This window comes from Carnobacterium sp. AT7 (assembly GCF_000171855.1).
Lineage (GTDB): Bacteria > Bacillota > Bacilli > Lactobacillales > Carnobacteriaceae > Carnobacterium_B > Carnobacterium_B jeotgali.
Map to the genome: position 1 here is coordinate 151,373 of NZ_ABHH01000001.1, position 19,942 is coordinate 171,314.

A 19,942-nucleotide genomic window follows, 5' to 3' on the forward strand; every position below is an offset into this window, starting at 1 on the left:
CGCATTGAATGCTTTACAGGGCTACAAGCAATCCTATTCCTCCAGAAGTGTTAAGCGTGAACTAAATTCATCTATCAACACTAAAAAGTATAGAGCCAAAAAAACCATCAAGAAAGTCCGATAGGAACTTTCTTGATGGTTTTTCTTTTTGCTCAAGACTATACTTTCGCTTCTTCTTCATCATATTCTAGTGCTTTTGATCCTTGTACTCCAGAACTTACTCGAATAACGTTTTCAACAGGATAAACAAAAATTTTGCCATCGCCAACCGTCCCGGTATACAATGCTTGTCTAGCTGTTTCAATCACTAAAGAAATGGGTGTCTTACTTACCACTATTTCTAATCGTATTTTAGGCAATAAGTTGGCTTCCATCTCCACTCCTCTATAATAAGCTGTTTGTCCTTTTTGAATGCCATACCCTTGCACGTTCGTTACTGTCATTCCTGTGATTCCAATATCATTTAAAGCTTTTTTCAAATTGTCGAATTTAGCTTCATTCGCTATAATGTCTACTTTCATTAATTTAGCATTTTCGTCCGTTTTATTTGGATCTATATTACCTGTTTTAAAAGCTTGCGGTTGAACTCCAATAGCTTGATGGGCATCCTTTTCTTCAATAGAGACGCCCCCTATACCAACAAAAGCTAAATTAGTTTCTAGTTTTTCAAAATTAAACCCTTGAAACACTGGTTTTTGCCCAAATGGAACCGTAACAAAATCTCCATAACTCGATTCTAAACCATGTTCTGATATATCCATACCTGCAATCTCTTCTTCTGGTGTTACGCGCAATCCAATTGTTTTATCGACAAGTTTAAATGTAATGATCATCGTTGACACTACCCAAAGAGCTACTGAACCTACCCCTAATAACTGAATACCTATAAGATTAAAACCACCACCATAAAACAGACCTCCATCAGTTGCAAAAAAACCAACCAAAATAGTTCCTAAGGCTCCAGAAACTCCATGCACTCCAAATGCTCCAACTGGATCATCAATTTTAGCTTTCTTTTCAATAAATTCGATTCCATAGACTAAAGCACTAGCCGAAATTGCTCCAATAGCTACTGCACCAAATGGCGAAACCGTTGCACAACCTGCAGTAATTCCTACCAAACCAGCTAATGACCCATTAAGTGTCATGGAAATATCTGGTTTACCATACTTTATCCACGTTATCATCATAGCAACTAAAGTAGCTGTTACAGCTGATAAATTTGTATTCAAAAGAATTGTTCCAATCAGCGTTAATGACTCATCTCCAGTTGCCGAAACCGTTGATGCTCCATTAAAACCAAACCAAGCGAACCAAAGAATAAATACGCCTAGAGCCCCTAAAGTTAAACTATGTCCTGGAATAGCTTTTGCTTTTCCAGCTTCATCATATTTCCCGATTCTTGCTCCAACCATTTTCGCACCAATCAAAGCCGTTATTCCTCCTACCATATGAACAGCTGTTGATCCCGCAAAATCAACAAATCCTAATTGGGATAACCATCCTCCACCCCAAATCCAATGTCCTGAAATAGGGTAAACAACTGTAGAAATAACTAACGTGTATACGAGATAGGCACTGAATTTCGTTCTTTCAGCCATTGCTCCAGAAACAATTGTTGCGGCAGTTGCAGCAAAAACAGTTTGAAACATCAAGAATACATATCCCGGTATTGTCGTATCATAATTTCCTTGTACAAATAGGTCAGGTGTTCCAATTAAACCTGCTATACTTGGACCAAACATTACACCAAAGCCAATGATCCAGTACATTAAAGAGCCTAATACAAAGTCCAATAAATTTTTCATGATAATATTCCCTGCATTTTTTGCTCTAGTAAACCCTGTCTCAACCATTGCAAAACCTGCTTGCATAAAAAATACCAAAACTGTTCCTACTATTACCCATAACGTGTCCACAGATGAAAACATATTGTTACCCCCTTTTTTAATATGTTATAAAATCTAACATTAAAAAAAGAGTCAAACAAGTGATTTACTTGAATTAGCAAAAAAAACTAAAAAAACCTATCAATTGATGTTACTTTTAATGACATCAATTGATAGACTTTAGTTTTTTTATTCTTCATTTAACTTGTAATTATACAATGCTCCAATAATATTTCCATTATTTCCAAACTTACTACCCATAATAGTTGGAACTATAAAAAGCCCTTCTCCCAACTCTTCTTCATATACTTTTGACAGATTCTCTTTAATTAATTGAATCAGTAATGGATTTCCACTTATGCCTCCACTGATGATAATCCTTTCTGGATCTAAAATGGTTTGTAGATTGAATAATTGAATTGCTAGTGTATAGCAATATTCATTTAAACAGTTCGCCGCTTTTTTATTTCCAGCTTCAATTAATTCATACATCTTATATCCGTTTATAGACTCTATAGGCAGTTCACATTGAACGGCTATATTTTGAAACAATTTCTTAATGCCATTTTGAAATCCAAACATATAATCAGCATCTTTAGTTCTAGCACTATTCGTTTTAATAAAAGAAAATTCTCCTGCTGAATAATGGTGACCTTTCAGTACTTCTCCATTTACAACGATTCCGCCGCCAATGCCCGTCCCTAGATTAAGCATAATAGCATGTTGAATACCTTTTAAGTTTCCTTTCCATAATTCTCCAAGTGTTGCAGCTTTCCCATCATTTTCAACATGAATAGTCGTTTGGCATCTCGTCTCCAACATTTCTACCATATTCATTTTCTTGATATACTTTAACGATCCACCATGAACTGCATAACCAGTTTTGGATTGAATAATTCCAGGCATACTAATAGCCATTCCATCAATTTGATTAGCATACTCATCATAAATATCGCCCATCATATCTAAAAATTGTGTTAACGATTCCATAGGTGTTTTGATTGTTTTAATATCCCCTAATTCACCTTGGTCATCTATTAATCCATAATTTGTTTCTGTTCCTCCTATATCAATGCCTAGATAAAGCATTATTCTTCCCTCCTTAATTTTAAAACTACTTATTTATTTTTAGTTTATCACTATCACACTTCAAATAAAACGGTTGCATTAAATGTCATTTTTATTTATTTCATTTAACCATTGTTATGTAATACTATTCTAGCTTTTTGTCACACAACTAACATCATATTTGCACTTTATTTATGCTATAATTTTTAAGTATGAAACAAGTATGAGAATCTTATGGAGGTAGACTATTGAAAAAAAGAGTATTAACAGGAATTATGGCTACGATGTTATTTGCTAGTCCCTTTCTGCCAACTATCGCTCAAGCCGATACATTGGAAGAAATGGAACAACAAAAAAATGCACTTGAATCACAATCATCTGAGCTTAATAATAAAATCACTGAACAAGATGAAGCCTTAACTAATTTAGAAACAGAAAAAAGCAATTTAGAATCAGATATTACTATCCTGCAAAGTCAGATTGACGAAACAGTCTTAAAATTACATGATCAAGAACAAAAATTAGAAGAGTCTAAAGCAAAAGTCGAACAATTAAAAAAAGAAATCGAAGCTTTAAAAAAATTAATTGCTCAACGGACAGATAAGCTTGAAAACCAAGCTCGTTCTGTACAGACTGATGCTAGTGCTTCTAATTTAATAGGCCTTCTTATAACTGCTGAAAGTTTTACAGATTTAGTAGGCCGCATAGGTATTGTTAACCAATTGGTTACTGCCAACAAAGATATTGTTACTGAACAAGCAATAGATCAAGCATCTTTAGAAACTAATGAAGTAAAAGCTGAAGCTGAAAAAATTGCTGTTGAAGATACAAAAAACGCTATTGAATTATCAAAAAATAATTTAGTCGCTCAAAAAGCTGAAATGGATGATAAAATCGTCCAAGTTGCTATTCAATATGATATGACCGAAGAAGAAAAAAATACATTTGTTAATGAACAACAAGTCATCGCTACTCAAACCAGTACTTTATCTGAAGAAATGCAAAAAGAACGTCAACGCATTATCGAAGAGGAACAAGCGAGACAATTAGCTATTCAAAAAGCTGCTGAAGTAGCAGCTGCAAAAGCTGCAGCTGAGGAAGAAGCCAGATTAGCTGCTGTAGAAACTCAAGAAAAAGCTGAACAAGAAGCTGCTGCTCAAAAAGTTGCGGAACAAAAAACAACTGTGGCCAACTCAGCTCCTGAGAAATCAACAAACACGAATAAATCGAATAATTCGTCAAGCACTACTACTAGTCCTAGTAACTCAAGTCCTTCAAGTAACTCTAGTTCTTCAAAAAAACCAATTGTGACACAAAAACCAAAACCTACACCTTCACCTTCATCTGATTCAGGTTTTATTCGTCCTAGTGGCGGTTATATGACCTCAGCATACGGTTATCGCATTCACCCTATCACGGGTGTGTATAAACTACATGGTGGAACTGACTTTGGTGGTGGTGGAGCAATCGTTGCTTCTAAAAGTGGTACTGTTGTCTTTGCCGGATATGACTCAGGTTGGGGTTATTACGTGAAGATTGATCATGGCAATGGGATGCAAACCCTTTACGCTCACATGGTTGCAGGAAGTTTACTTGTTTCTCCAGGTCAACAAGTCTCTCAAGGTCAACAAATTGGTACCATGGGTACGACTGGTTCTTCTACTGGTGTCCATTTACACTTTGAAATGTACAAAAACGGAAGCCGTGTTAACCCAGCATCTTATTTATAAAATTAATTATCAACTAAAAAGAAGACAGATCATTCATTTGGAAAATGAATGATCTGTCTTCTTTTTAGGGCTTTATACTTTTTAGTGTGGATAGATTAATTTAGTTCATGCTTAACATTCTGGAGGAATAGGATGGCTTGTAGCCCTGTGAATTATTCAATGCGAATGACTCAGCTTTAGCGATTAGGCTGTGTTTGAGGCTTGAAAGATCTTAAGACTTTAGGCTTAAGACGGTACCAGGGCTCTTACAAGCAAATCGCTCTATTCCATAAGAATTTTTTGAAGCATCCATACTATTTGACGAAGAGCCCTTTTTAGCTAGTATAATATCTACCAAGAAATTTTTTTAGTAAAGGAAACAAAATGGGTGCTAATATCAGATAAAAACCGCCATTTCCGACTGCATGTAACGTGTCAAAAGGGAGCCCTGATGCATAATAAACCCAAAAATTTTGAATGCCAAAAAACGGAGCTTGCACTAAAGAAATCAAAAAACCATATAAATATCCTGTGAAACCAGCGTATATAAGCATGAATCCAAAAGGAATATTGTTAAAAAAAGGTTTAATAATCCATCCAGTAAATAAAACAATCCCACCAAACGAAACGATTTGAGCAATCGTCCAGACTCCCATTCCAAGTGTTATATTTGATAGAATAATTGACAATACGGCTACAATCAACGCATCAGTTACTCCTAACGTTAACGTTAAAATAATTAATATAACTGTCACAGGTTGGACATTTGGTAAAAACTGCAACAACTGCCGACTTACTTGACAAAGTGCCGTCATAAAAGCAAGTAAAGTGAGTCTTTGAAGTGATTTTTTTCCATTCATTTTAGTGTAAAGCATTTAAAAACCACTTCACTTGATCTCCATCTTTTACTAAGTATTCAGCTGCACCTACAGTTGGCTGTTTATCGTTCACCTCATACATCCAATATTTTCCTGCCTCTTCGTCTTGTTTCATTCCATCAATAGAGACAATAAAGCCACCTTCTTCCACTACTTCATACTGGTCTTTTAGAACTTCTAGTACACTAGTGCCTTCTTCTACTTCCATTTTTTTACTTGTGCCATCGACTTCTTTTCCATCTTGTTCTAATGAACTACCAACAGTTAGCATTTCTTTTGTTTGATTTTCAACTAAACTGCTTTGTTCTGAAGACGCAGTTTCTTTTGCAGACCTATCTCCACATGCTGCCAAACTTAGAGCCGTTAGTACTATAAATCCTACTTTTAAAATTTTCATTTTTATTTATTCCTCCAACAATCAACTATTTTATGATTTGTTATATTTTTTTATTTTAAATCCTCTTTTTTCAACTCCGGATGAAAAACTTTTCCTCCTCTTTCATATAAAATCTCTTTTACATTATAAGTACAATTAACTGCTCTCGCGATGGCATATAGATAATCAGACAATCGGTTCAAATAAATAGCTACCTGTTGATTTATCGCTTCTTCAGATCCAAGCGTGACAATCTGTCTTTCCGTTCTTCTGGCAACTGTTCGAGCCATATGTAATAAACTAGCTATTGGGTGACCTCCTGGCAATACAAAGGATTCAATTAAAGGAGCTTTATCAGCATATTCATCAATAATTGCTTCTAAATTTTGTACCGTTTCTTCTGTTACTTTACACTTTAGCTTTCCATGGATATCTGCTAAGTCCGTTCCGCAATCAAATAGATTGTGCTGAATTTCGATGAGTTCTCTTTTTAACACTCTGTCATTTTCAGTTAATTGACTTATGATATACCCCATTAGAGAGTTTAATTCATCAATTGTTCCATAAGCGTTAACTCGATTCGAATCTTTCTTTACCCTTGCTCCACCAATTAATCCTGTATCGCCTTTATCGCCTGTCTTTGTATAAAGTTGCATATTCATTCTCCTTTACCACTTTCTTAAACCACTATATATCAGTTCATTATATTTTTCAACCACAACATGTTGTGTCAAAACAAAAAAAGATTAAGTCGGTTGACCTAATCCCTTTTTGCCGATTCAACTAATCATTTCAGACTATCGCTAGGTTAAAAGTCATAACGGTGTTCCGAATAGTTGTACAATATAAAGATTTTCTCCATCATAATGGACACCAATACCGACCTGTTTAAAACCCATATTTACCATATTCTCATAATGGCCAGGGCTCTCTTTTAATCCTTTGAACAACCATTCAGCCATTTCTGTTTCATCTAAATAATTGGTTCCCATTGCCAAGTTTTCTCCTGCTAGCTGATAGGTATACTCAACGCCCGCTTCTTCTAAAACCGTAAAGGTGGCTCTACCGTCAGGACGCGTATGCGAAAAAGATTCTTCCGTTTCAATCGCTCGTATATTCGCTGCTTTTTTCAATTGATCATTAGAAGTTACTGGTGAAACGCCTACTTCTTTTCTCAATTCATTTAGTAACTCCAAGACCCTATTCTCTACGATTCCAACATCAATTTCATCCGTTTTCGTTAGGTCATTCGTACTTGTATTTACTGAATTCGTGCTCGTTGCTTGTTCTTGTTCACTAGTAACTGGATTTCCTTCGATAACTACACTCTGTTCATTGGTTAGTTTATCCGCCATTTGAGAAAGAGTGTTTCCAATTTTTGTACCTTCTAGAATAGTCGAATTTCCCAGTCCATAGCCAAAAAAAATCAATAGGATCACTATCAAACTATATGAGAAAAATTTTCTCATTCCATCAAACCTTTCTTTTATTCTACTTGACTGAAGTACTAGTTGTAGTATACCAAAAATCGTGTGCTACAAATACAGGTTGAAACGAAAACGATTGTTCTCTTTTTAACTTATATTTTACTAAGCATTTGGTGAACAAAAAAAGACCGTTTCTTTAAGAAAAGATCTTTTTTTATTTTAAACGTTTATTTAAAGTTTTCTATTAATTGATCCAACGTTTTCAAGATAGCTTTACTTACTCCAAAATCAATATTGAGTATTCCGACCGAGCTGCCTGAAATGATTGCTATCAATTCAACTTGCTCATTTTCTAAAGGATGGATATGGAGAGTCAAGGTTGCTACACTTTCATTTCGGTAAAAGTATTTCTCAAAAACGGTTAAGTACCCTTTTCCATAATCAAAATCAAACTCATAAGTAGTAGATTGTTCATAATTTTCAGCAGTCAAATTTTTTTCGAGGTATTTTAAAAGATCATAACTATTTCCATTCAAGATAACCTGCTTTTCTTTCATATTGTCCCATCCTTTAAATTTAGTTTATTCTATTATGCTGTTTTTTTTACCATTGAACAAGGTAAATGGTATACTTTCTTAGGTGAATTAGAGAATAACTAATCCAAGGAGGCAACAATTTGAAACAATACCAAACACTTTTATTTGATATCGATGATACATTACTAGATTTTACAGCAGCTGAGGATTATGCTCTCAGGTCTTTATTTGAAAAATATGATTTGGTGTTAACCGATGAGTTGAATCATTTTTATAAAAAGATGAATCATCAATTATGGTCTTCATTTGAAAAAGGCGAAATTGAGAAAGAACAACTGTTACATTCACGATTTTCCATCTTATTTCAACAGCTTGGCTTAACGGTAGACGGGGTTCATTTAGACAACCTATACCGTCATTATCTTGAACAAAGTGCTGTCTTAATTGACGGAGCAGAACAACTCATCAAGCAATTAGCAAATCATTACGATCTTTACATTGTGACAAACGGGGTTGCACGAACACAATCCATTCGTCTGAAAAATGCGGGTTTAACTCCTTATTTTAAAGGTGTCTATATTTCTGAAACCATAGGATACCAGAAACCTATGAAAGAATTCTTTACTCACGTTTTTGAAAATATTCCAAAACAAGTGATGGATAAAACGCTTATTATTGGCGATTCTTTGTCTTCAGATATTCAAGGAGGATTTAATGTGGGAATTGATACATGTTGGTTTAATCCAAAGAGCACAAAAAGCTTTATTCAGAACCCAACTTACGAGATTCAACATCTTACTGCGTTAGCAGACATTCTTTTATAATTGCATGATACAGATGATTCAAAATCATTCACTAAAATCGTTCAAAATTGACCTATACCAATTTTAAAAACATTGATTTATCAACCTTTTTAAGCTATTCTGCTGTATAATTTAATTGCATTCTCTTAGGTGTAAGTGCTACACTTAAGAACGAAAGAAACAAAAAAAGCATCTATTTTATACCCAAGAAGGAGAATTTTCATGTCATTAAAAGAGATTATTGCCGATTCAACTCGTATTTTTGAAGGGAAAGATGTTCCTGAAAAATACTTATTTGATGAATATGTCGGTCATGCAAAAAGTGTTTACGGTGTTGCTTTACCTAAGACAAAAGCTGAAGTGATTGCGTTAGTAAAATTTGCTATTCAAGAGAATCTAGCTATTATTGCTCGTGGAGCTGGTACTGGATTATCTGGTGCAACTGCTCCCGTTCAAAATGAACTGATTATCGATTTACACCTTATGAATCAAATCATTGACTTAGATTTAGAGACTTTAACATTGACTGTTGAGCCTGGTGTATTGCTTCATGAAATTCAAGAGTATGTTGAAAGTAAAGGATTCTTTTACCCACCAGATCCTGGCTCAAAGAATTCTTCTATCGGTGGGAATATTGCTACAAATGCTGGCGGCATGCGTGCTGTTAAGTATGGTGTAACAAGAGATTATGTTCGCCAATTAGAGGTTGTCTTAGCAACAGGTGAAGAATTAACCTTAGGCAGCGTTAATATAAAAAATAGTTCTGGTTATGACTTGAAAGATTTATTTATTGGTTCTGAAGGAACTTTGGGTATTACAACTCAAATCAAATTAAAAGTTATTCCGTTGCCTAAAGCTAGCTTATCTCTAATCGTTGCTTTTCCAACTCTTAAAGAATCAACGGATGCTGTTTTAACGATTCTGCAAAATGGCGTTGACCCTACAGCCCTTGAATTTTTTGAAAGAGAAACGATTCATTTAAGCGAAAAAGAAAAAGGGGTACTCTTCCCTAGTCAAAAAGGTGAATCTTATCTTTTAATCACATTAGACGGCGATAATATGGATGTTATCCACAACCGTGTTCAATTGCTTAAAAAAAGTATTCAGCCTCATAACGCTTTAGAATTAGTTGTTTTAGATACTCCTGAACTAGAGAAAACAGCTTGGGCTTTACGTGATTCTTTGTTAACCGCTGTAGTAAATTATACTGAGCAAGTAACGATGGATGAAACAGTTCCAATCAATCAACTTTCTACACTTTACCAATACACCAAACAATTGGAAGCAGAAAGTGGATTGAGTATGATTAGTTTTGGACACGCAGGTGATGGCAATCTTCATACGTGTGTTGCTCGTGGAACAATCACAGATCAACAAGAATGGGAATCAAAACGTGATGATGTGTTGACTAAAATGTATGCAAAAATCAAAGAACTAGGCGGGCTTCCATCTGCAGAACATGGTATTGGACTGATAAAAAAACCGTACCTTGCTAAAATGACAGACCCGAATTACCTAGCCTATATGCGTAAAATCAAGCAAGTTTTTGATCCACAAGGTCGTTTAAACCCAACTAAAGTGATGTAAAGAAGATCTAAAAAAAGAGTAAAGCCCACTCTCCTGTTTCGAGAGCGGGCTTTACTCTTTTACTATTTATGGTGTGAATTTAACGATTAATTGTCTAGCAGCTTTCACTTCATCTAAGCGTTTTACAGAGGTCGTATATGGTGCATTTAAGACCATATCTGGTGTCTCTTCTACTTCATTTGCTATTTGGATTAAAGCATCTGCAAATGCATCTAATGTCTCTTTTGTTTCCGTTTCTGTTGGTTCAATCATCAAGGCTTCATCAACGATTAACGGGAAATAAACCGTTGGTGCATAATAACCAAAATCTAAGATTCTCTTTGCAATGTTCAGTGTTGGAACACCTTGTTTTTTCTGTCTTGAACCGGATAAAACAAATTCATGTTTGCTGTATTGGGTATAAGGTGTATCATAATACGGTTCTAGTCGCTTACGTAAGTAATTCGCATGCAGTACGGCGCTTTCAGATACTTGGCGTAATCCTTTAGGCCCCATTGTTCGTATATATGTATATGCACGAACATTGACCCCAAAGTTTCCATAATATCCTTTTACACGGCCGATAGAATCAGGATAAGCTGCATTCAAAACATAATGATTTTCTTGTTTTTCAATCCGTGGAATCGGTAAATACGGAATCAAAAACTCCTTGACTCCAACTGGACCAGATCCTGGTCCTCCGCCACCATGTGGCGTGCTGAATGATTTGTGTAAATTTAAATGAACAATATCAAAACCCATCATTCCGGGAGTTGTTTGACCTAAAATAGCATTCAAGTTTGCACCATCGTAATAAACTAAGCCACCTGCTTCATGAATAATCTCAGCCATTTCGATAATATCTTTCTCAAAAATACCTAATGTATTTGGATTAGTCAACATTAATCCAGCAGTATCCTTCCCAACTTGTTTTTTCAATTCAACTAGATCCACTGTTCCGTTCGGATTAGACGGTATTTCAACTACATCAAATCCAGCAGCATGAGCACTCGCAGGATTAGTTCCGTGAGCAGAATCAGGAACCAATATCTTCGTTCTAGCAGCTCTATCGCCATTTTTAGTGTGATAAGCTTTTATCATCATCAATCCAGTCCATTCTCCTTGAGCACCGGCAGCTGGCTGTAAGGTGATGGCATCCATTCCTGCAATCACTTGTAGATCTTCTTGTAATTCATACAATAATTCAAGAGCTCCTTGGACCGTTTCAAGCGGTTGAAACGGATGAATCGCTGCGAATCCGTCATAACGAGCAACATCTTCGTTGATTTTTGGATTGTATTTCATCGTGCACGAGCCTAATGGGTAGAAGCCGTTATCTACACCAAAATTTTTAGTCGATAACGATGTGTAATGGCGCATCAATTGCGGTTCTGATACTTCTGGCAATTCAGCCGCTTCTTCACGAATCAAGTGTTGTGGAAACTTAGTCGTTAGATCGATTAAGGGAACATCACTTTCAGGAAGACTAAAAGCTGAACGTCCGGATTGACTTACTTCAAAAATCAAATCATTGTATTCCGTCATTTAGCCATTCCCTCCAATGCTTCAATAAATTGATCTATTTCTTCTTTTGTTCGTTGTTCAGTAACCGCGATTAACATTGCGTTCTTCATGCCATAATCAAATTCCAAATCGTATCCGCCAATAAAGCCTTTTTTAAGCAGCAGTTGATTAATTTCTTTAATTGGAGCATTCAGCTGCACGACAAATTCATTGAAAATTGGCGCTTCATTTTTCAATAAGAAGCCTTTATTTTCCATTTGTTTCGTCATATAATCTGCTTTTTCAATATTCAACTTTGCCATCTTTTTTATGCCTTCTTTTCCTAAAGCAGACATAAAAACAGCTGACGCTAATGCATTCAACGCTTGGTTGGAACTCATATAAGAAGTCGCTTTCTCACGGCGAATGTGCTGTTCTCTTGCTTGGAGAGTTAAAACAAATCCCCGTTTGCCTTCTGTATCGGTTGTTTGACCTATAATACGTCCTGGAATTTTACGAATATATTTTTTCTTGACTGCAAAGTAACCACAATGCGGTCCACCAAAATTCATAGCTAATCCCATCGGCTGCATGTCGCCAACTACAATGTCCGCTCCTAATTTGCCCGGCGATTCTAGTAAAGCTAAAGCTAAAGGATTGGCCATCACGATTAATAAGGCTTTATGTGCTGTAACTAGTTCTTTAATTGCTGCTAGATCCTCAACTGAACCAAAAAAATTGGGGTATTGGATGACAACAGCTGCAGTTTCATTATCTAGTTGTCCTTCCAATAAGGCTAAATTTGTACTGTCATTCAATAGATCAATCTCTGCTACTTGATAGTCATGCCCATTAGCAACCGTTTGAAGAACTTGTCTCCCTTGAGGATGAGCACCTTTAGAGATAAGAATTTTAGAACGTTTTGTTGCTCCAACAGCTAATGTAGCTGCTTCTCCAAGTGCAGTAAACCCATCATATAAAGAAGAATTCGCTGCATCCATACCCGTTAATTCACATACCATCGTTTGGAACTCAAACAAAGCCTGCAATTCTCCTTGGCTAGCTTCTGCTTGATAGGGCGTGTACGCTGTGTAAAATTCTGAACGAGAAATAACATGATCCACTACGCTTGGAATGTAATGATCATAAGTTCCAGCTCCTAAAAAAAGCGTATAATCATGAGCAGTAGCATTTTTGTCTGCTAATCGTCTCATTTTCTTTCTTAAAGCTGACTCATGAACAGCTTGTGGAATTGGTAAATCTTCTGTCAATCTAATTTCTGTTGGAATATCCGAAAACAATTCATCAACTGATGTCATTTCTAAAACATCTAACATCTCTTTTTGGTCTTGTACAGTATCCGGAAGGTATCTATATTCGTTCAATCGCTTATGCCTCCTCTTCAGCTGCCAATTCAGCAACGTAGGCTTGATAAGTTGTTTCACTTAACAAGCCTTTTAATTCAATCGGATTTTCTAATTGAATCTCTGCAAACCAACCTTCTTCATATGGAGAATCATTGACTAATTCAGGTCCGTCTTCTAATTCTTCATTAACAGCTATAATCAATCCAGTAACTGGCGAAAAAATTTCTGAAGCTGATTTAATAGATTCAACAGTTCCCATTTCACTACCAACAGAAACCTCTGCATCTATTTCTGGAACTTCTACATATACGATGTCTCCAAGCTGTTCTACAGCGTAAGCTGTAATTCCTACACGTACTGTATTTTCTCCTAATGGCAAAATCCATTCATGGTCTTTACTATATAATCTTTCCTCTGTCATCATAAAGCACTCCTCATTCTTCATTATTATTTTGGTAGTTATTTTTCTCTTTTATAGAATGGCGTTTCTACAATTACGGCGTCTATTAGCTTATTGCGTACTTCAATTTTTACTTTTGTGTCTACTTCGTTTCCGTTGGTTGACAAAAGGGCTAATGCAATACTGCTGCCTAGTGTTGGAGATTTTGTTCCTGAAGTGATCACACCAATTTCAGAACCAGCTTCATCAAGAACCTTGTATCCATGTCGCGCGATTCCTTTTCCAATCAACTCGAGACCTTTTATTTTTTTATCTACTCCACTTTTCAATTGAGCTGTTAAAGCAGCTTTTCCGATAAAATCAGCTTCTTTTTTAGTTTTAACGGCAAATCCAATGCCTCCTTGAAGAGGTGAAATAGTGTCTGAAAGTTCATTTCCATACAATGAAAGACTCGCTTCTAAACGCAATGTATCGCGAGCACCTAATCCACAAGGCTGCAAGCCCTCTTCTAATCCTACTTCAAGCAGCAAATGCCATAATTTTTCGGTTTCTTTGGCTTCCAAATACACTTCAAAACCATCTTCTCCAGTGTACCCTGTACGAGAAATTAGGACAGGTGACAAGTCGTTTAATTCAACATGCTGGAAAAAGTGAAACGGTTTGAGTTTACTCAAATCATCATTTGCTAGTTTTTGTAAGATTCTTTCGGCATTTGGGCCTTGGAGAGCTAGCAATCCAATATCTTCTGATCTATTTTCTAACACAACGTCTCCGGTCAGATGTTTCTCCATCCACTGAAAGACTTTGTCACTATTTGATGCATTAGGTGTAACTAAATACCCTTCTTCATCTAGTTTAAAGATAATCAAGTCATCAATTGTACCGCCATGTTCATTCACGATAGCGTTGTATTGCGCTTGACCAATTTTTATTTTCGACACATCATTCGTCAATAAATAATTTAAAAATACTCCGGCATCTTTTCCTTTTACAAGAATCTCTCCCATGTGGGAAACATCAAATAATCCAGCATATGTACGGACACTCTTATGCTCATCTGCTATACCTGAAAATTGAACAGGTAAAGCCCAACCTCCAAAATCCATTAATTTAACATTTTTTTCTTTATAATAGTTGAATAAAGGTGTTTTTTTTAATTCTTTTTCCATCTTATATCCCCCATTCTTTCATGATAGGCAGCAAATAAAATTGTTGTTGTTCTTTTTTTTTAGTTTACCTCGTAAGTTAAATTTAACATTTTACCTTACTCTTTCATAGACTAACATTTGCTTTGATAAAAAAATAAGTGTCTGTTATTTTTTTCCTACTAAGGCATAATGATTGCTTTTTAAGGCTTTTTCTTTTAAGATTTTTATTGAAACCGTTTGCGTTTACTGGTATATTATACTACTATTCATAGAACTTGAGAAGGAGGGTTTCACATGATTACGTTATATTCATCTGCTAGTTGTACTTCTTGTCGCAAAGCCCGTTCCTGGTTAGTAGAACATGACATTCCATTCACTGAAAAGAACGTGTTTACTGAAAAAATAACCGACCAAGAATTGAAATCAATTTTGCAACTGACGGAAAACGGAACAATTGAACTCATCTCACAACGCTCACAAGCTTTTAGAGAACTAAATGTGGATATAGACGATATGCCTTTAGGAAAAGTATTGAAACTGATTCAGCAACATCCCGGAATTATGCGTCGCCCTATCCTTGTGGATGATAAGAGGTTGTTAGTTGGTTATAATGAAGAGGACATCCGCTGCTTTTTACCGCGAGATATCCGCAAACTAGAACTTTCCAAATTACACGATCAATTACCAGTCAACTTCTAATGATAAAAAAAATTCGTAGTTGTTATTATACGTAAAAAGACTTCTCTCCACTGAGTAAAATGGAGAGAAGTCTTTTTAGCCTCACAAATCAAATAAAGTATTAAATATTTCTGACATAACAGGATGAGTGATAACTTGGTCTCTCAGATACGTATATGGAATTTGATTATCCATTGCCATCTTAACTTGATTGACCAATTCATGTGCTTGGTCCCCAAAAAGAGTCACGCCTAAGATTTCATTTGTCTCTTTGTTGACGACTGCTTTGTACAAACCTCTTGTATCGTTAATAACATCTGAGCGGGTCGTTCCACTGACTAGAGCCGTATTCGTTATCACTTGATATCCTTGCTCTTTTGCTTCTGATTCGGTTAAACCCACGCGAGCAAATGCTGGCTCAATAAAAATCGAATAAGGTACATGTTGGCGCTCTGAACGCCTGCGATTCCTTTTACCCAATACATAATCAGCAATTAATTTCGCATCATTAATTGTAATATACGTAAATTGATAGCCTCCTCTAACATCTCCTAAGGCAAAGACATGTTCAACTGCGGTTTCTAAAAAGTCGTTTACTTCGACTCCGCCTGTTTCATCCACCACAATACCCGTACTCTCTAAATTCAAGTTTTTAGTATTGGGTTTGCGTCCGGTAGCGACCAAAACTGCATCGAATAAAAATTCCTTATGGTCTTCAGTTTCAAGTTTAACTAGTTCTTTTTCGTTTGAAACTTTATTTATTCTTGCATTCAGCTGGATTGTTATTTTTTTATCTTCCAGAACTTTTTGAACGGTTTGTGCTACCTCGGGTTCTTCTTTTGGCATAAACTGATCACCTGTCTCAAAAAGAGTCACTTTCGATCCAAACATAGCATAAATCGAAGCAAATTCTAACCCAATATTTCCTGCTCCAATAATGCCCAATGTCTTAGGTATTTTGGGCAATGATTGAAGTTCAGTGCTGTTGTAGACATTTTTTGTGTCTATTAACCCTTCAATAGGTGGATAGTAACTGTCTGATCCAGTATCAATAAAGATATATTCCGCTTCAAGTTCTTCCAATTTTTTGCCTAGATCAACTGTTATCACATGATTGGATTTGAATGAACCCATTCCGGTATATAAATCGACCCATTCGTTATTCTGCATGCTAGTAAACTCAGTGTTTCGATTTCTTTTAGTAACGTCGTTTTTACGTTTTAATGCTTCTGCATAGCCTTTTTCTTCACGAGCATCGTGTTCTAAAATTTTGGTAGGGATACAACCAATATTTACACAAGATCCGCCATACATCATCTCATTTTTTTCAATCAAAGCTACTTTCCATTCATTCGCTGTCAACTTAGTTGCTAAGGTACGAGCACCTTGGCCAAATCCAATAATAATCGCATCATACTTTTTCAAAATAACACCGTTCCCTTCTAAGATTATTTGTATTCGTTTTCTTAATCCGACTTTAGTATAGCATTTGAATACTCTATTAAAGAATAATCAGCTCACAAGATTTCAACATATAACCTATAATATAAAATCACATTAAAGAGTTTTGATTTACTCTGTTTATTAATTTGTTTTTGTAAACGTTGGTTATAAATGGTATTCTTATAAAAAAGTACATAGAGGTAGGTTATCTTATTTATGACAAACAATCTTGATCTTTCTAATCGAATTAACCAAAATTATTCCCTCTTATCAAAAAAAGAAAAGCAGGTAGCTGCATTTATACTTGAACATAAAAAAGACATTGAATCATGGAACATTAAAGATCTTTCACGTTTAACTGAGACTTCAAATGCTACTATTTCACGTTTTTGTGCGAAATTAAGTTATCGGAATTTCAATGAATTTAAAACATTTGTAACTCAAGAACTAAGCGGCAATCCTACCCCTTTGCAAGTACCCGTCAAAATTGCTAGCTACTATACACAATTGATTCATTCAGCATCTCAATTAATTGAAACAAAACAGATCAATGATTTTGTGGAAGCTATTCATCTTTCCAATAAAATTTTAATTTGCGGCGTTGGCAATTCTGGATTAAGTGCTATGGAATTGAAATATCGTTTAGTCAGAATGGGATTGATTGTTGACGTAGTAACCGATCCGCATATGATGTTAATGGATGCCGTGTTATTAAAAAAATACGATTTAATGATCGCTATTTCTAATTATGGGCAAACGCAAGCTGTCATTGATGCCTGTACGATAGCAAAAAAAGAGGACGCGACTGTTTTTGTCATTACCAATCAAAATCACACACCTTTAACAAAAATTGCCGATCAAGTACTATTCGCTTCTGGTAGAACATCTATTCCAGATGAACAATTTATCAATAGTCAATTGCCAATCCACTTTATTTTAGACGTATTGTGCTACGTTTTATTAGAAAATAAGTCTTATAAAGAGAACAGAAGAAAAACTTTAACTGCGATAGATTTGAATTAAAGTGAAATAAAAAAACAAAAAAGCTAGTAAAAAGTGGCCTAAAACCACTCTTTACTAGCTTTTTATTTTCACTTGTTAATTTACTTCTTTCATTTTCCCAACAAACTCAGCAGTGATTAATTGAGGCCGAGTAATAGCACTTCCCACTACAATTGAATGCACTCCAAGTTCTTTACACCTTTTCGCTTTCTCAGGTGTATCGATGTGACCTTCAACAATAACAGGAACGTTGACAGTCTCTAAAATGATTTTCAAACGTTCAAAATCGTTGTCTGCAATATTTTGGCCTTCAGATTTTTTTGTGTATCCCATTAAAGTAGTAGAAACACAGTCAAAACCAATTTTCTCTGCTTCAATTACTTCTTCTACAGTTGATGCATCAGCCATTAGTAAGATGGAAGGATATTTAGAACGAATCGCTTGAACAAATGACTCCAAGGTTTCCCCATTTGGTCTAATGCGGTCAGTAGCATCTAGAGCAATCATATCACATTTAGACTTAGCCAACTCATCAATTTCTTTCATCGTTGCCGTAATAAAGACTGCTGAATCTTCATAGTCTCTTTTAACGATTCCAATAACCGGCAAGTCTGTATTTTTTTTGATTTCAATGATATCTTCTTTAGAATTTGACCGAATCCCTTTTGCTCCACCCTCTTCAGCGGCAACAGCCATTCTTCCCATAATATATGAACTGTGTAATGGTTCATTGTCTAAAGCTTGACATGAAACAACTAATTCTGATTTTATTTTATCCAACATATTCATTTTTATTCGTCTCCTAACAATTCTTCAATCTCATTTTTAATAACAGACACTTGCGGTCCATAAACAACTTGGATTCCATTTCCTCTTTTGATTAGTCCTTGACTGCCCGTTTCTTTTAATAGTTCTTCATTGACTAAAGTCTCGTCTTTAACGGTGACACGTAGTCTAGTAGCACAATTGTCAACATCCACTAAATTGTCTGCTCCGCCTAGACCATTAACAACATCTAGTGCACGGCCTTCTACTTTTGCTTTGTTCCCAGCAACTTCTATTTTATCCGTTCTACCTGGCGTTTGGAAGTTGAATTTTGTAATTAGGAACATGAATGTGAAGTAATACAAGAAGAACCAGACTACTCCTATTACTAATACCATTATCCAATTTGTGCGTTCATTTCCTTGCAAAACCCCGAATAGAATAAAGTCTATAAATCCACCAGAGAAGGTTTGGCCAATTGTTATCTCAAAGATATGTGCTAACATAAATGCAAGTCCATCAAAAACAGCATGTACTACATATAATGCCGGTGCTATGAATAAGAATGAAAATTCTAGCGGTTCTGTAATCCCTGTTAAGAAGGATGTTAAGGCTGCGGACAACATCAACCCGCCAACAACTTTTTTATTTTCCGGTTTTGCTGTTTTATAGATTGCAAATGCAGCTCCAACTAAACCAAACATCATTGTAATGAAACGTCCTGACATGAAACGTGCTGTTCCACCGAAGAACTCTTGTGTTGCTGGATCAGCTAATTGAGCAAAGAAAATATTTTGTGTTCCTTGAACAAGTTCTCCACCGACTTCCAATGTTCCTCCAACAGCCGTTTGCCAAAAAGGAAGATAGAAAATGTGGTGCAATCCAACTGGTCCCAGCATACGTAAGATAAATCCGTATAAGAATGTTCCTAAGTAGCCAGTAGCATTAACTACATCGCCTACGTTAGTAATAAGACCTTGGAATACTGGCCATACAAAATACATAATAGCTCCTAAAATAATGGCTGAAAAAGACGTGATGATTGGAACAAAACGTGAACCACCAAAGAATCCAAGATAGGTTGGCAATTCAATTTTATTAAAGCGATTGTGTAAATAACTGGCTAAAATCCCAACTATGATCCCTCCAAAGACTCCTGTTTCAAGTGTTTGAATACCTAATGTACTTCCTTGACCAACTGCAGCAAGGTTATCCACAGCTAATTTTCCATTAATAGTCAATATCGCATTAATACTTGAATGCATAACCAAGTAACCGATCAAAGCAGCTAAAGCAGCTGTCCCTTTATCTGATCTTGCTAATCCAATAGCTACTCCCACTGCAAAAATTACAGGTAAATTACTAAAGACGATATTTCCTGCAC

19 protein-coding genes are annotated in these 19,942 nt (G+C 35.7%); 5 read left to right on the top strand and 14 right to left on the bottom strand.

Features of this window, described 5'->3' with window-relative positions; genetic code table 11:
- Positions 1 to 158: 158 nt before the first annotated feature.
- On the bottom strand, positions 159 to 1,931 hold the full coding sequence (locus tag CAT7_RS12585) for an ammonium transporter (protein WP_007720833.1): 1,773 nt from the start codon (positions 1,929 to 1,931) through the stop codon (positions 159 to 161).
- Positions 1,932 to 2,078: 147 nt separating this feature from the next.
- Positions 2,079 to 2,978 (bottom strand): ROK family protein, encoded by a 900-nt coding sequence (locus tag CAT7_RS00680; RefSeq protein ID WP_007720835.1) that lies wholly within the window; start codon positions 2,976 to 2,978, stop codon positions 2,079 to 2,081.
- 227 nt (positions 2,979 to 3,205) lie between these two features.
- On the opposite strand from CAT7_RS00680, the gene CAT7_RS00685 reads away from it, so the two are divergent.
- Positions 3,206 to 4,687, top strand: coding sequence for a M23 family metallopeptidase (locus tag CAT7_RS00685; protein ID WP_007720837.1), 1,482 nt, complete (start codon positions 3,206 to 3,208; stop codon positions 4,685 to 4,687).
- Between the two features lie 314 nt (positions 4,688 to 5,001).
- On the opposite strand, the gene CAT7_RS00690 is transcribed toward CAT7_RS00685, so the two are convergent.
- From CAT7_RS00690 to CAT7_RS00710, 5 genes are all read right to left on the bottom strand, one after another.
- A complete protein-coding gene (locus CAT7_RS00690) occupies positions 5,002 to 5,541 on the bottom strand; it encodes a hypothetical protein (RefSeq protein ID WP_007720839.1) in 540 nt (179 codons plus the stop codon).
- The gene (locus CAT7_RS00695) at positions 5,528 to 5,941 is read right to left on the bottom strand and encodes a DUF4430 domain-containing protein (RefSeq protein ID WP_007720840.1); all 414 of its coding nucleotides are present in this window, start codon (positions 5,939 to 5,941) and stop codon (positions 5,528 to 5,530) included. Before CAT7_RS00695 ends, CAT7_RS00690 begins: the two co-directional genes overlap by 14 nt.
- 50 nt (positions 5,942 to 5,991) lie before the next feature.
- Positions 5,992 to 6,576, bottom strand: a complete 585-nt coding sequence (locus CAT7_RS00700; RefSeq protein ID WP_007720841.1) for a cob(I)yrinic acid a,c-diamide adenosyltransferase — start codon at positions 6,574 to 6,576, stop codon at positions 5,992 to 5,994.
- A gap of 159 nt (positions 6,577 to 6,735) precedes the next feature.
- Entirely contained in the window at positions 6,736 to 7,389 is a 654-nt protein-coding gene (locus CAT7_RS00705) for a CAP domain-containing protein (RefSeq protein WP_007720843.1), read from the bottom strand.
- 185 nt (positions 7,390 to 7,574) lie between these two features.
- Entirely contained in the window at positions 7,575 to 7,904 is a 330-nt protein-coding gene (locus tag CAT7_RS00710) for a DUF6054 family protein (protein WP_007720844.1), read from the bottom strand.
- 119 nt (positions 7,905 to 8,023) lie between these two features.
- On the opposite strand from CAT7_RS00710, the gene CAT7_RS00715 reads away from it, so the two are divergent.
- Together CAT7_RS00715 and CAT7_RS00720 are read left to right on the top strand one after the other, a co-directional pair.
- Complete coding sequence (locus CAT7_RS00715) at positions 8,024 to 8,707, top strand: YjjG family noncanonical pyrimidine nucleotidase (protein WP_007720846.1); 684 nt, start codon at positions 8,024 to 8,026, stop codon at positions 8,705 to 8,707.
- Between the two features lie 201 nt (positions 8,708 to 8,908).
- Positions 8,909 to 10,273 carry an FAD-binding oxidoreductase gene (locus tag CAT7_RS00720; RefSeq protein WP_007720849.1) on the top strand — a complete coding sequence of 455 codons (1,365 nt, stop codon included), beginning with the start codon at positions 8,909 to 8,911 and terminating at the stop codon, positions 10,271 to 10,273.
- Between the two features lie 66 nt (positions 10,274 to 10,339).
- Here the strand turns inward: CAT7_RS00720 and gcvPB are convergent, their stop codons facing one another.
- The 4 genes from gcvPB to gcvT are packed head-to-tail and all read right to left on the bottom strand — an operon-like array spanning position 10,340 to position 14,691.
- Positions 10,340 to 11,797: an aminomethyl-transferring glycine dehydrogenase subunit GcvPB gene (gene gcvPB, locus CAT7_RS00725; protein WP_007720850.1), complete on the bottom strand. Its 1,458-nt coding sequence runs from the start codon at positions 11,795 to 11,797 to the stop codon at positions 10,340 to 10,342.
- Entirely contained in the window at positions 11,794 to 13,140 is a 1,347-nt protein-coding gene (gene gcvPA, locus CAT7_RS00730) for an aminomethyl-transferring glycine dehydrogenase subunit GcvPA (protein ID WP_007720851.1), read from the bottom strand. Before gcvPA ends, gcvPB begins: the two co-directional genes overlap by 4 nt.
- A gap of 4 nt (positions 13,141 to 13,144) precedes the next feature.
- Positions 13,145 to 13,543 carry a glycine cleavage system protein GcvH gene (gcvH, locus tag CAT7_RS00735; protein ID WP_007720852.1) on the bottom strand — a complete coding sequence of 133 codons (399 nt, stop codon included), beginning with the start codon at positions 13,541 to 13,543 and terminating at the stop codon, positions 13,145 to 13,147.
- A gap of 38 nt (positions 13,544 to 13,581) precedes the next feature.
- Entirely contained in the window at positions 13,582 to 14,691 is a 1,110-nt protein-coding gene (gcvT, locus tag CAT7_RS00740) for a glycine cleavage system aminomethyltransferase GcvT (protein ID WP_007720853.1), read from the bottom strand.
- Between the two features lie 273 nt (positions 14,692 to 14,964).
- Between gcvT and spx the strand changes: the two genes are divergently transcribed.
- Positions 14,965 to 15,369 (top strand): transcriptional regulator Spx, encoded by a 405-nt coding sequence (gene spx / locus CAT7_RS00745; RefSeq protein ID WP_007720854.1) that lies wholly within the window; start codon positions 14,965 to 14,967, stop codon positions 15,367 to 15,369.
- An 81-nt stretch (positions 15,370 to 15,450) separates the two neighbouring features.
- Here spx and CAT7_RS00750 read toward each other — a convergent pair whose 3' ends face one another.
- Positions 15,451 to 16,773 carry an FAD-dependent oxidoreductase gene (locus CAT7_RS00750; protein WP_007720855.1) on the bottom strand — a complete coding sequence of 441 codons (1,323 nt, stop codon included), beginning with the start codon at positions 16,771 to 16,773 and terminating at the stop codon, positions 15,451 to 15,453.
- Positions 16,774 to 17,007: 234 nt separating this feature from the next.
- Here CAT7_RS00750 and CAT7_RS00755 point away from each other — a divergent pair, with 234 nt between their 5' ends.
- Positions 17,008 to 17,814 carry a MurR/RpiR family transcriptional regulator gene (locus CAT7_RS00755; protein ID WP_007720856.1) on the top strand — a complete coding sequence of 269 codons (807 nt, stop codon included), beginning with the start codon at positions 17,008 to 17,010 and terminating at the stop codon, positions 17,812 to 17,814.
- 75 nt (positions 17,815 to 17,889) lie between these two features.
- Here CAT7_RS00755 and CAT7_RS00760 read toward each other — a convergent pair whose 3' ends face one another.
- Complete coding sequence (locus CAT7_RS00760) at positions 17,890 to 18,582, bottom strand: N-acetylmannosamine-6-phosphate 2-epimerase (protein WP_007720857.1); 693 nt, start codon at positions 18,580 to 18,582, stop codon at positions 17,890 to 17,892.
- A 2-nt stretch (positions 18,583 to 18,584) separates the two neighbouring features.
- Positions 18,585 to 19,942, bottom strand: a 1,358-nt coding sequence (locus CAT7_RS00765) for a maltose/glucose-specific PTS transporter subunit IIC (RefSeq protein ID WP_007720858.1), incomplete at its 5' end; no start/stop codon positions are given.

Bases quoted from the DNA above. Each gene is read 5' to 3' on its own strand.
- CAT7_RS12585 (WP_007720833.1), bottom strand. From the start codon at position 1,931: ATGTTTTCATCTGTGGACACGTTATGGGTAATAGTAGGAACAGTTTTG.
- CAT7_RS00680 (WP_007720835.1), bottom strand. From the start codon at position 2,978: ATGCTTTATCTAGGCATTGATATAGGAGGAACAGAAACAAATTATGGA.
- CAT7_RS00690 (WP_007720839.1), bottom strand. From the start codon at position 5,541: ATGCTTTACACTAAAATGAATGGAAAAAAATCACTTCAAAGACTCACT.
- CAT7_RS00695 (WP_007720840.1), bottom strand. From the start codon at position 5,941: ATGAAAATTTTAAAAGTAGGATTTATAGTACTAACGGCTCTAAGTTTG.
- CAT7_RS00700 (WP_007720841.1), bottom strand. From the start codon at position 6,576: ATGCAACTTTATACAAAGACAGGCGATAAAGGCGATACAGGATTAATT.
- CAT7_RS00705 (WP_007720843.1), bottom strand. From the start codon at position 7,389: ATGAGAAAATTTTTCTCATATAGTTTGATAGTGATCCTATTGATTTTT.
- CAT7_RS00710 (WP_007720844.1), bottom strand. From the start codon at position 7,904: ATGAAAGAAAAGCAGGTTATCTTGAATGGAAATAGTTATGATCTTTTA.
- CAT7_RS00720 (WP_007720849.1), top strand. From the start codon at position 8,909: ATGTCATTAAAAGAGATTATTGCCGATTCAACTCGTATTTTTGAAGGG.
- gcvPB (WP_007720850.1), bottom strand. From the start codon at position 11,797: ATGACGGAATACAATGATTTGATTTTTGAAGTAAGTCAATCCGGACGT.
- gcvH (WP_007720852.1), bottom strand. From the start codon at position 13,543: ATGACAGAGGAAAGATTATATAGTAAAGACCATGAATGGATTTTGCCA.
- gcvT (WP_007720853.1), bottom strand. From the start codon at position 14,691: ATGGAAAAAGAATTAAAAAAAACACCTTTATTCAACTATTATAAAGAA.
- spx (WP_007720854.1), top strand. From the start codon at position 14,965: ATGATTACGTTATATTCATCTGCTAGTTGTACTTCTTGTCGCAAAGCC.
- CAT7_RS00755 (WP_007720856.1), top strand. From the start codon at position 17,008: ATGACAAACAATCTTGATCTTTCTAATCGAATTAACCAAAATTATTCC.
- CAT7_RS00760 (WP_007720857.1), bottom strand. From the start codon at position 18,582: ATGAATATGTTGGATAAAATAAAATCAGAATTAGTTGTTTCATGTCAA.